Source organism: Pseudomonas sp. H3_A02 (assembly GCF_054671965.1).
Genome location: NZ_CP162807.1, coordinates 271,899 through 283,379, shown reverse-complemented (window position 1 = coordinate 283,379; position 11,481 = coordinate 271,899). Strand labels below are relative to the sequence as shown.

General features: G+C 58.0%; 8 protein-coding genes. 5 read left to right on the top strand and 3 right to left on the bottom strand.

The annotated features are described in order from the left end of the window. The first annotated feature begins 40 nt into the window (after positions 1-40). Positions 41-1,741 carry a 2-isopropylmalate synthase gene (gene leuA / locus AB4N80_RS01265; RefSeq protein WP_122569101.1) on the top strand — a complete coding sequence of 567 codons (1,701 nt, stop codon included), beginning with the start codon at positions 41-43 and terminating at the stop codon, positions 1,739-1,741. A 121-nt stretch (positions 1,742-1,862) separates the two neighbouring features. Here leuA and AB4N80_RS01260 read toward each other — a convergent pair whose 3' ends face one another. The 3 genes from AB4N80_RS01260 to AB4N80_RS01250 form a co-directional block, all read right to left on the bottom strand. Beyond that, positions 1,863-3,566 carry a LeoA/HP0731 family dynamin-like GTPase gene (locus tag AB4N80_RS01260; RefSeq protein WP_305469636.1) on the bottom strand — a complete coding sequence of 568 codons (1,704 nt, stop codon included), beginning with the start codon at positions 3,564-3,566 and terminating at the stop codon, positions 1,863-1,865. Further along, positions 3,566-6,811 carry a DUF726 domain-containing protein gene (locus AB4N80_RS01255; RefSeq protein ID WP_122569103.1) on the bottom strand — a complete coding sequence of 1,082 codons (3,246 nt, stop codon included), beginning with the start codon at positions 6,809-6,811 and terminating at the stop codon, positions 3,566-3,568. The genes AB4N80_RS01260 and AB4N80_RS01255 overlap by 1 nt, the downstream gene beginning before the upstream one ends. A gap of 407 nt (positions 6,812-7,218) precedes the next feature. Continuing rightward, positions 7,219-8,247 carry a GlxA family transcriptional regulator gene (locus AB4N80_RS01250; RefSeq protein ID WP_354337130.1) on the bottom strand — a complete coding sequence of 343 codons (1,029 nt, stop codon included), beginning with the start codon at positions 8,245-8,247 and terminating at the stop codon, positions 7,219-7,221. A 158-nt stretch (positions 8,248-8,405) separates the two neighbouring features. Between AB4N80_RS01250 and AB4N80_RS01245 the strand changes: the two genes are divergently transcribed. From AB4N80_RS01245 to AB4N80_RS01230, 4 genes are all read left to right on the top strand, one after another. Then, the gene (locus AB4N80_RS01245; protein WP_122569105.1) at positions 8,406-9,275 is read left to right on the top strand and encodes a substrate-binding periplasmic protein; all 870 of its coding nucleotides are present in this window, start codon (positions 8,406-8,408) and stop codon (positions 9,273-9,275) included. Between the two features lie 78 nt (positions 9,276-9,353). Then, complete coding sequence (locus tag AB4N80_RS01240; RefSeq protein WP_122569106.1) at positions 9,354-10,142, top strand: amino acid ABC transporter ATP-binding protein; 789 nt, start codon at positions 9,354-9,356, stop codon at positions 10,140-10,142. Next, positions 10,142-10,798, top strand: a complete 657-nt coding sequence (locus AB4N80_RS01235) for an amino acid ABC transporter permease (RefSeq protein WP_122569107.1) — start codon at positions 10,142-10,144, stop codon at positions 10,796-10,798. Before AB4N80_RS01240 ends, AB4N80_RS01235 begins: the two co-directional genes overlap by 1 nt. Then, entirely contained in the window at positions 10,795-11,478 is a 684-nt protein-coding gene (locus AB4N80_RS01230) for an amino acid ABC transporter permease (protein ID WP_122569108.1), read from the top strand. Before AB4N80_RS01235 ends, AB4N80_RS01230 begins: the two co-directional genes overlap by 4 nt. Positions 11,479-11,481 lie beyond the last annotated feature (3 nt).

Below are 11,481 nucleotides of genomic sequence, written 5' to 3'. Positions count from 1 at the left end.
GCCGAACCTGCCCACCTATGGATCAAAAAGGATAAACGCCATGATGCTGAAGGATCCTTCCAGCAAATATCGACATTTCACCACAGTGGATCTGCCGGACCGCACATGGCCCGGCCAAGTCCAGTCCGTTGCGCCTAGCTGGTGCAGCGTCGATATGCGCGATGGCAATCAGGCCTTGATCGAGCCGATGAATGCCGAGCGCAAGCGCCGTTTCTTCGACCTGTTGGTCAAGGTCGGTTTCAAGGAAATCGAAGTAGGTTTCCCAGCCGCCTCGCAGACCGATTTTGACTACGTGCGCGAACTTATCGAAACGGGTGCGATTCCCGATGACGTGACAATTCAAGTCATGACACAGGCTCGCAGTCATCTCATCGAGCGCACGTTTGAGGCATTGAAGGGTGTTCCCCGCGCTATCGTGCATGTCTACAACGCGACCGCCCCGGTGTTTCGAGACGTGGTATTCGGTGTTGACCGCGCCGGGTGCATCGAGATTGCCACCCAGGCCGCTCGCGAAATCAAACAGCACATGGACAACAATCCCGAGACGCAGTGGACCTTCCAGTATTCCCCCGAGACCTTTTGTTTCACCGAGTTGGATTTTGCATTGCAAGTCTGCGAGGCGGTGACGGACGTCTTTGCGCCAACGCCTTCCAACAAGATGATCCTGAACCTGCCGACGACCGTCGAAGTCTCCACGGCCAATGTCTTCGCCGATCAGATCGAATGGTTTTGCCGGCATTTCAGCCGTCGTGACAGCGTGATCATCAGCGTCCATCCGCACAATGACCGGGGCACCGGGGTTTCCACCGCCGAACAGGCCTGCCTGGCCGGTGCCGAACGGGTCGAGGGCACGCTGTTTGGTAACGGCGAGCGAACCGGCAATGTCGATATCCTCACCCTGGCTATGAACCTCTACACCAGCGGTATCGATCCGCAGCTGGATTTCTCGGACATCATCCACGTCCAGCGCGAGGTGGAATACTGTAATCAGCTGCCCACGCATCCTCGCCATCCTTATGCGGGCGAATTGGTATTCACGGCCTTTTCAGGGTCGCATCAGGACGCGATCAAGAAAGGGTTTGCAGTGCGCCAGGCTAACCCCGATGGCTTCTGGGAAGTGCCTTATCTGCCTATTGACCCGGCGGATATGGGACGCAGCTATGAGGCTGTCATTCGCGTCAATAGCCAATCCGGCAAAGGCGGTGTGGCTTATCTGCTTGAACAGCATGGGATCGTGATGCCGCGCCGATTGCAGATGGAGTTCAGCAACCTGGTCCAGCAAGAGGCGGATGGATCGGGCCAGGAGATCAGTAGCGAGATGATCCTTGCGTGCTTTAGCCGGCACTATCTGGATGAGGGCAAGCCCTACACGTTGTTGCAGCCTAAATTGGTCAGCGAGGGCGCTGTGACTTACCTGGAGGGCGTGCTCGACATGGGGGGCACCAGGTTCGACCTCAGCGGTGAGGGCAACGGTCCGCTGGCGGCGCTGGTCGATGCATTTGCCCAGCGTGGCGTTCACTTCGATATCGCCGATTATCATGAGCACGCTGCTCGCGATGGGGCTCAGGCCGAAGCACTGGCCTATGTCGAGATTCGCGTGAATAACCGGCTGCTATTTGGCGCCGCCCGCGATGGCAGTAGCTTACTGGCGTCCCTCAAGGCGGTGACAAGCGCCGTCAATCACGCATCACGCCTGGGGCTGCTTAGCGTGATGCGTTTTTCCAGTCCTGCATTGCTCTGATATGTGTGGATTGACAGTGAAGAAATAACCATGGTTTGAGGACGCGGACACCGGATATTCGGTAGTGGATTTGCTCGGGTCCAGGCACCCGTTGCATCACGCTGCGGGCGCCTGAACGGGGTCAGTTCAATCTTCTGAATTCAGCGTCGATGGTTTCCGCTTCAACGCGCCATGCCTGGAAGCGCTGCTGACGTACACGGCTGTCATCCAGGTTGCTTTGCAGTTCTTGTCGACGTGTGTTGAGCAGCAGGTAGTCGGGGAAGAACTCCTCCTTGAAGCGCGCGGAGTTCACCAGGGCGAGAAAGTCCTGACGCTGCTGTTCGAAGTTGTCGACCATTGCTGCGATGGCCTTTTTGAATGCCTCTTCGCGCTTGTATTGCTCCCAGCTGTCCCAGGCTTCGAGCGCCACGCCGAGGATGGCCAGTGCCCCGTTGGCGCCTTTGGCGAACTTCACGGCACCCCACGGTTGGAACTTCAGGTATTTGCCGATATCCATGCCCACCGTCTTGGCAATCGTAGTGAGGCCATCGCGTGCGGCCAGTACCGTGGTGTTGTTGATCAGGTTGCCTTTGAGCAGGTGGTTGATGCCTTGCTTGCCCAGGGCTTTGACGGTGATGTTGAAGTGGTTGACCTCGCTATCGAAGCCAACCTGCATTTTTTCGACCTCAAGCGTGATCGACTGAGTCTGGCGGCTAAACTCATTCTGCAGGCGGGTGGACACGATAATGCCTTCAGCGCCGACCTCTCGTTCGAAGAAGTCCGCAAAGGTTTCCAGGCTGGAACCCTTGGCTTGCAGGATCAGGTCGGAGAAGTAGCGTGTGGCGAATTCGCGCAGGCTGATGCGTGCATCTTCGATTTGCTGCCCGGTCACTGCGAGCTGTTTGCCCAGGCGAGCGTTGAGCTCATCGAGTTTGCCGACCTCCAGGGAAACCTTCTGATCGTTCTCGATGGCAATGGGCAGTTGGTTGCTGAGCACGTCGCGGATTACGCTGGCGCGCATTTCGTTGGCCAGCGCGGCGCTGCCACCGTTCTGCTGGATCTTTCCTGTGGTGGCGGTCTGCAGCGTGGCGATATGCGACAGAGCCTTGAACTGTTCGAGGTTGGCCAGCCAGTGCTCCACCCCCATGTCGAAGGGGTTGGCGGCCACGGCGACGATGGACAATTCGGCTACTTCCTGGTCGCTCAGCCCGATCTGTTCGCGAAGCCGTCCTGCCACGTTGTCGCGCTTGACCTGCAGGTTAGTCTGATAGTCCTGCTCGTCCTCCACGTCGGCTACTTCATCGAAGCGACTGAGAACGAAAACAGTGCGTGGCAGCAGATCCAGAGTGCGGAACAACCAGGTCAGGTCGTCCTTGTGGCTTTCCTTGATGGGGTTGGTCGAGTTCATCACGTAGAGCACCAGGTGAGATTCGCTCACGTACTTCCTAGTGATGTCCTTGTACTTCTCGATGGCCTGAGTTTCGGCATTTTCCTGCTCCTTGAAGCCGAACAGCCCAGGGGTGTCGATCAGCACGAAGCCTTCGTCGACTTCGTAGACTTTCACCTCGTTGGAGGATTCCTGATGGCTGATTTTCATGCTGGATCTATCCAGCTTCTCCATCCAGGCCGCCGCAATCGAAGTCTTACCTTCCGAGAAGCCGCCAATCAGCGCGACCTTGAGTTTTTCACCGGATACGCTGTTGATGGCATTCTGCAGCTTGCTGCTCAAATTCGAGTCAAGCGGCACTCCGGCCTGCGCGCCCTGCTCGAGAAAGTCTTGCAGCCTGTCGAGCAGCGTCAGTGCGCTTGCCTGTTGGGCCTTGAATGTTTTGAGAGTGTTTTCCATTACAGACTTCCTGCGGTTTCGATTTGGCGGGAGAGGTTTTTCAGGCGACTGGTCGAACGAGTCAATGTGTGCACCTGGTCAGTGGCCTGTTTGGCAGGCGCTTCAAGTGCCAGGTCGAGTTGGTCGATAGTCTCCTGCATTTCGCACAAGGCGCTTTTCAGGCTGTCGCGCAGCGTGTCGCGCAATTGCTCAGTGGCGCTGCGCAGGTTTTTCTCCGTGGCTTGGCGTTGTTGGGACTTTTTGTAGTCCGAGCTGAGCGCGCTCCACAGCGCTTTGCCGATCGAAACCAGCACGGAAAGGGCTGCGGCTCCAGCAACCCACAGGCTGGCTCCGCCAGTGAATGGCGCCAAGGCGATACCGACAAGGCCGCCTAGCAGTCCCGCAACGTTGATGCCGTTGTCGATCTTTATATTGAGGTTGAAATGCTCGTTGAATCGCATGCTGCCAAGCTTTCCATAGCTTGCGGTCAGCTCTTGGGCATGTTTTTCGAAGCGCGTGAGAATGTCCTCGGCCGCCTTCTGGAATTTTCCGACCTCTGCGTTAACCGCCTTAGGCAATTGCCTGCCCAGCTGCCGCTGTTGGGTTTCAAGCTGTTCGCTTAGGGCATTTTTGAAAGCATCGTTGCTGATATCGTCCTCAATGCGTGCGTAGACGCTGTTGCGCACGTTGCTGGCGAAATCGTCGATCAAGGTTTCGCCGCAGGATTCCAGACGTTTTTTCAGCGCCTGGAAGCTGCTGTTCAACTGACTCTTGGCGCTTTGCTCTTCCTGGGAGAGCTGGGTCGATAGCGCGGCCAGGGTCTGCTGAACGCCTGAGAGCGTTTCAGTGGTCTGGTTGAGCGCCTCATTGGCTTTGTTGAAGTTGGCCCGAATGATCTTGGCCCTGCCGTTATGGAGCAACCGGCCGCCGAGCAACTGCAGAAAGTTGCGCAGGCGGGATTTTTCCAGCAATTCGTCGGCACCGAAGTCCGCAAGCACTTTGCTGCGGCGCTTGGCGTTCTGCGAGCCCGGCGCGAAGTGGTCGGTCGAAGCGAGGAACGCAGGCAGCGCGGTCAGCGGGAACACCTCCTGATAGTGCTTGCCAAGCTGCTCGCTCATCTTCTCGTCTAACCCGGCAAGGCTGATGTTTTCGTCGTCAGAGATCAGCGATCGATCAGCCAGCGAGTGCTTGGGGCTGGTGATCTTCTTGTTGAAGATCGTCCATACCTCGGTTTGCGCTCCCAGGTGCTGCTTGATCTTTTCCAGCGTGCCTTGGTGCTGCCCATCGCCCGTTTGTGGTGGTGCGGGCTGGTTGGTGACGTAGAACACCGCATGAGCGGTCTGGACGGCACGTTCTATCTCGTCGAGTACCAAGCCTTCCTTACCCTCGATACCGGGTACATCCAACAGGGCGAAGGGTTGGCCGTCCAGTTCGAGGTCATAGCGCTGTGTTTTACGGGTGAAGTCGGTTCTGCCGTCACCGATGATTTCACCGTCGGCATGAATCTGCAGCTGCGACAGCAATTGTGCCAGCTGGCTTTCATTTTCCAGGCGCTGCTGGGCGAGCGTCCGCTGATGGTGGGTCGCCTCCGTCTGTTGGGCGGCAATCGCCGCACAGGCGTCGTCACGCGCTGTTGCGATTTCGCCCAGTTGCTGCTCCAGAGCAAGGCGTTCCTGATAGGCTTTCTGCTGCTCGGCGTCCAGGGTCGCCGCAGCGCTGTCGCGTGCCGTCGTGGTCGCTGTCAGCGTGGCGGTGGCATCATTCAACTCGACCTCCTCTGGCATTTTTCTGAAGAGGTTCAACAGCATCTGCCAGAGTGAGGCGGTGCTTTTACGCTCGGCGAGAAGGGTGTGCAGACGCGTGACGGCAGCAAGGGCGTCTTTGTGCGACTTCTCGTGTTGCTGGAGCGTACCGCCAAGTCGTTGCGTCAATTCGCAGGATCGGGCGTTGGCCTGGTCGAGGGCGCTCTGGGCGGCCCTGTAAGGTTGTTCGTATTGTTGCATTGTGGCACTCAACTGCTGCGTCAGTTCGCCAAGTCGAGCTTCGGCTTGCTCGATGCTCTGTTGCAGCTGCTGCAGGTTTTCTTCACTCAGCCCATACTGGTCGTGTAGCTTGCGGAACGCCTGCTGGCTGGCCTTCTTGCCGGGCTCTTGGAGCAAGATGCGTAAGGTCTCGATAAGGGTCGATTTGCCAGCGCCGGTTTCGCCGTAGAAGGCAATGGTGAACGTATTCCACTCTGCATTCTGCTCAAGTTCGGCGAGCCGCTCGATCAGTGCCGCCCGATGCTCGGTGAGCCGTCGAATCGCTTCTTCTCTTGCCTGGTTCAAGGCTTCGTCGTCCGACGGATTGCTCAGTTCGCCTATGATGAGTGCCAGTTCGTCATTGATTCGCTGGTAAACCTCACTTGGGTTGTTCAGTTCGAGTGTCATGTCGTGTTCTTCGGCAGGTTGTTCGGGCGCCAGGGTTGGCATGAATGCGTCAGCAGGTGCTTGGGCAGGCTCTGGCGAGCTGGGCGCGCACGCTTTGAAGCGTGTTTCGGCCAGCACCTCGGGTAGCCGCTTCCAGTAATCGGTGTGGCCGAAGTCGTTCATCTCGATGCTCTCGAAGTGTTCGACCTCGTTACGTCCCAGGCAGGTTTCACCCCAATTCAACAGCAGGGTCCTGTCTGTCTTCGAATAGGCATTGATCAGTCGCCCCTGAAGCAGACCACGCAGCTGACGCGCTTCGACGGCTGTTACCTCGGCGGCGGCAGCCATCAGCAGCACATCGTTGATGGCCAGCTGCCGCTTATTCGTGAAGTTTCTCAGGCTGCTGATGACCAGCCGGCCGCCAAGCGAGTGGCCGATCAGGTTGATGGTTTCGATCTGTGGGTGGTTGCCGCGCAGGTACTCTTGCAACTGATCGAGTAACACCATTCCCATTTTTTCTGCGCGTGAGCGGGCTTCAGTGAAGTTCTTCATCCGATCCTTGGCTAAAGAGCCCGCGAGCCCCCAGTAACCGAAGGGCCCAGCAATGCTTCCTGTCCCGGAGGACAGGCCTGCCGTGCCAAGCGCCCAGAGCGACGACTTGTCGAAGTGGAGGTAGTGATTCGAGGGCCAGAACGCAAAGATATTGGTGTAGTTGCTAAGTTGATCGGGAATTTTCTCGAGTAGGAGCTTCTGGTCCTGGTCGCTATGCCCGGCGCTGTAGCCATGGATGAATATGTTGGCTTCTGTCGGGTTGGGGCTGGTAGACGGTGAAGTCTGGAAACGGAATGGTTGGGGCATGTAGGTTTTCCCTATCCCCGGGCATGCTGCTTTTCAAGCAGCGTCTGTGAAGAGGTACAGTGCAGGCACTCTAGAAACAGGTGCAATAGGGGCGGTTGCCTGAGGAGAGTGTCCTTGGTTGCGGGCATAGCTACTTCCTTGTATTGAGTCGTAGTGACGTTCGCTGACATCACCTATAGGGCGAATTTACCGTGTTTCGGTGGCAAATTGCCATGCTTTCGGCTGGCAACCGTCATTACGCAAGTGAGCGGCATTGGATGCGAAGCCCTCCAGGCGAATTGCGTGGCGCATTTTGGGGCTGGGGCGGCGGCGTTGAGGGTCGTAACAGAAGCGTTACGCTCCAATAACTCTTACTCCGAGTCTCTGGGCGAGTGTGGTTCGGGTGATAGTCAGTGTCACTTGCAGCATCATTTCCCATCTTGTTGCATCAGGGCTTTGCGTAACTTCCCTGGCGACATACCAAACATGCTCTGAAAGTGCCGAATAAAATGCGGTGCATCCGCGAAGCCACATTCAAAGGCGATCTCGCCGATCTGGCGATCGGAACTCACGAGTAGCCATCTGCCGAACCGGAGTCGGACCTGGCGGTAGAACTGGGCTGGGCTGTTGTTGGTTTCAGCGACAAACAGGCGTTCCAATTGCCGTTTGCTGGTGCCGACCAGATGTGCAATGGCCTCGATATCCAGGGGTTGGGCCATGTGTTTTTCCATCAACATCACGGCTTCGTGCAGCCGACGGTTGGAGGAGCTGGCGTAGCCGAGCGCCTTGCGTCGGTCGACGAAACTGTTGGATGTGTTCTTCGCCACCGTCATCTGATGCACGACTTTGCCCGCACGATCCGGTCCGCAATGCAGGCCAATCAGATGAAGGGCCAATTCGATCACTGACACACCGCCCGCGCAGGTGATCCGGTCCTGGTCGATCAGAAAGTCCCTGTTGATGACAAAGCGCAACGAGGGAAACAGCCGCTTCCAGTCGTCGCCATGGTAGGCGTGGACACACGCCGTTCGCCCCTCCATCAGGCCATGTCGCGCGAGCACGAAGCTGCCGGTGCACAGGCCGATCAACGGCACCTGTGCCGCCGCGGCCTGGTGGAGGAACGCGGGATAGGTTTTCGGCACCGCCTCGATGGAGTCGAGCAATCCACCAATCACCACGATGTAGTCGAAACGCGCCGGGTCAGCGAGTTCGCTGTCGATGGGCACGTCCAGTCCGCTACTGGAAATGACTCTTTGCCCGGGCGTGCCGAGTACTTTCCATTGGCAGCGGATGGGGCGGCTTTGATCGCCCGTATCGGCGGCGTGCCGCAACGCATCGGTCAGCCCTGACAGTGACAGCAAGGGAAAGCGTGGCCACAACATGATGCCAATAGACAGCTCGGCGGTGCCGCGGCGCATGGGTGGATGACGCGCCTGCCCATGATCGAGCCCGTCCACGAGGCTTTCCTGGGGTGTCCCGTTCTCTGCACCGCCAGAATGTCGCAAATATTCAATCATTCGTGCAAAGCATCCAACCAGTTATAGCGCCGGTCCCACTACGATGGGGCCATGCGAAACGTTCTGCTGCCACAATAAAAACTATCGAGGAGCATCCGATGAAGACGTCCAAGGTTCAGCGTTTTTCCGCTATTTGTGCCGGTTTTCTGGTGTCCGTGCTGGCTGCGGCACCGGTGTTCGCATTGGAGACAGTAGAGCCGGGAAGCCTGACCATCGCCTTCAGTGGTGATATGCCAGGAACAGGGTATCAAGATAGTCGGATGGTCGGCTATGACGGTGAAATTCTTCAACAAATTTCCGAAAAACTCGGCCTTAAAGTCAAACCGGCATTAATGGAGTGGTCAGGGACGATTGCATCGGTGCAGTCCAAACGAGTGGATGTCATGGCAGGCACCATGGGCTGGACCGAACAACGCTCGAAAATCATGACCTTGAGCGACCCTATCCACTACTTCAAGAACGGCATCACCCAGACAGACAAGACCAACTGGAACAGCCTCAAGGATCTGCAAGGCAAGAAAGTCGGCACCATCACCGGCTTTTCGTTCATCCCGGAGATGCGCAAGATCGATGGCCTGCAAGTCGCCCTGTACGACACGTCCGACGCGGCCGTTCGCGATCTACTCGCCGGACGCATCGATGCGGTGATCGGCGATCCACCGGTCATGCAATACGCCATTTCCCGCAATGAGCAATGGCACCTGCATTTCAACGCCTTTGTCGACAACGATCCGAATTTCCCACTGCTGACTGGCTTGGGTCAGGTGGTGTTCGGCTTCAACAAGGCCAGTCCGGAACTGGTGACGGCAGTCAACGCGCAGATTCAGACGCTCTGGAAAAACTGTGAGATGCGCAAGATCGGCGCTCGCTACGGCCTGACTCAGGATGTCTGGTTCATGCCCGAAGGCAAGGACCTGCGGCTCGGCGTCGATCGCCCTGCGGACTGGACGCTACCTGGCTGCAAATAAGTGTGTGAGGCGATGGGGCGGACTCTTGCGGATGCACCGATTCATCGCCATGCCTATAACAAGAAGAGGTTAGCCAAGATGTCGAGCCCGTCTGACGCCGCGTTGCTGCGCGTGCACGAACTACACAAGAACTATGGCGATCTGGAGGTGCTCAAGGGCATCAGTCTGGAGTTGAAGCCTGGTGAGACCCTGTCGCTGATTGGCCCGAGCGGATCTGGAAAGTCCACCTGCCTGCGTTGCATCAATTACCTGGAAAAACCTACCAGTGGCGAGATCTGGCTGGGGACCGAGCTGATCGGGCAGGTCAAGGACGGCAAGCGTTTACGCCTGATGAGTGACCGGGAGATGGCTGCGCAGCGCCGCGAGATCGCCATGGTGTTCCAGTTGTTCTATCTCTGGCCGCACTTGAACGTGCGCGATAACGTCGCCCTCGGTTCCATCAAGGCCCAAGGCATGCCGCGCAAGCAGGCGTATGAGTTGGCCGACGCGATGTTGGAAAAAGTCCATCTGCGGCACAAGGCCGAGTCTTATCCCGAGCAATTGTCCGGTGGTCAGCAACAGCGGGTCGCCATCGCCCGGGCCTTGGCTCAGCAACCGAAAGTGATTCTGTTCGACGAACCGACCTCGGCGTTGGACCCCGAGTTGGTCGGCGAAGTGTTGGCGGTGATTCGCGAGCTGGCGGAAGAGGGCCGCAGCATGATCATGGTCACCCACGAAGTGCGGTTTGCCCGCGATGTGGCGGATCGGGTGATCTTCATGGACGGCGGACGCATTGTCGAACAGGGGCCGTCGGCGCAAGTGATCGACAATCCTTGTCACGAACGTACCCGCAGTTTTCTTGGGCGTATGGCTGTGGAGAGCGCTTGATGGTGAATCTGGAAGCTTTCCTCGGGCTGTTGCCCTTGCTGTTGAAAGGCGCAATGAATGCGCTGGAAATCGCCCTCTGCACCTTAGTGCTGGCTAGTGCGGGTGGTCTGGTGCTGGCGGTTTTACTGACGTTCAGCCGATCGCGACTGGTACACGGCGCGATCGCCTGTTTCATCGAATGGATGCGCAACGTGCCCGCGCTGGCGCACCTGTTTCTGATCTACTTTGGGCTGTCCTACCTGGGCATCAATTTGCCCGCGTGGCTGGCGGCCATCGTCGGCTTGAGCCTGGTAGGCAGCGCAGTGCTGGCCGATACTTTCCGAGCTGGCTTGCAATCGCTGCACGTCGGCCAGCATGAAGCCGGGCAGGCCATCGGCCTGCACCGTATGCAAATTCTGCGCTACATCCTCTTGCCCCAGGCCCTGCGCGTTGCGTTGCCGGCGTATGCCAACTACGTCACGCAACTGATCAAGGACACGTCCATCGCCTCGGCCATTGCCGTGCCGGAAATCATGTTCCTGGCACGCAATCTGGTGACATCCACGTTCCAGACCTCGCTGATTTATCTGGCGGTGATGTGCATCTATGCGGCGATGATCCTGCCAATTGGCGTGGGCTTCATCCGACTTGAACGTCATCTGGGGGCGGCGCGATGATCAGTTTTTTCCAGCAATACCCGGAATACTGGAGCGACTGGATCGCTCGCCTGCTACTCGGCGCACGGGTCAGCGCCGAGTTGTCCCTGACAGGCTTCGCCCTGGCGGCGATGTTGGGCGCGTTACTGGCCTGGGCGATGAAGAGCCCCAGCGTATTGCTCAAGCGTCTGGCGGTGTGCTTCATCCAGGGGATGCGTGCGGTGCCGCTCCTGGCGTTGCTGCTGGCGCTGTATTTCACCTTGCCCAGCCTCGGGCTGACGCTGTCCGGTTACTGGGCCGGAGCCATCGGTTTGGGCTTGCAGGGCTCGGCCTACGTCGCGGAAATCCTGCGCGGTGGACTGGATTCCTTGCATCGAGGCCAACGTGAGGCGGCCATCGCCACGGGCCTGACGCCGTTGCAAGCCTTCACCGCCGTGATCTTTCCGCAAGCCATTCGCGGCATGTTGCCGCCGTTGCTCAATGCCTACGTGTCGATTCTGAAGGACAGCTCCCTGTGCGCCTTGATCGCCACCGATGAGTTGATGCTGGCGGCCCGGGCCATCGCGTCCGAATCCTTTTTGCCGATGCATATTTTCCTGCTGGTGGGGCTGTTCTATTTCGTCATCGCTTTCCCTCTTTCTCTGTTATCGCGAGTGCTGGAAGTACGATTTTCTCGCGGACGCAAAACCATTCGAGGTTGAACA

Coding starts and splice junctions, on each gene's coding strand:
- leuA (WP_122569101.1), top strand. CDS start 41: ATGATGCTGAAGGATCCTTCCAGCAAATATCGACATTTCACCACAGTG.
- AB4N80_RS01260 (WP_305469636.1), bottom strand. CDS start 3,566: ATGGAAAACACTCTCAAAACATTCAAGGCCCAACAGGCAAGCGCACTG.
- AB4N80_RS01255 (WP_122569103.1), bottom strand. CDS start 6,811: ATGCCCCAACCATTCCGTTTCCAGACTTCACCGTCTACCAGCCCCAAC.
- AB4N80_RS01245 (WP_122569105.1), top strand. CDS start 8,406: ATGAAGACGTCCAAGGTTCAGCGTTTTTCCGCTATTTGTGCCGGTTTT.
- AB4N80_RS01240 (WP_122569106.1), top strand. CDS start 9,354: ATGTCGAGCCCGTCTGACGCCGCGTTGCTGCGCGTGCACGAACTACAC.
- AB4N80_RS01235 (WP_122569107.1), top strand. CDS start 10,142: ATGGTGAATCTGGAAGCTTTCCTCGGGCTGTTGCCCTTGCTGTTGAAA.
- AB4N80_RS01230 (WP_122569108.1), top strand. CDS start 10,795: ATGATCAGTTTTTTCCAGCAATACCCGGAATACTGGAGCGACTGGATC.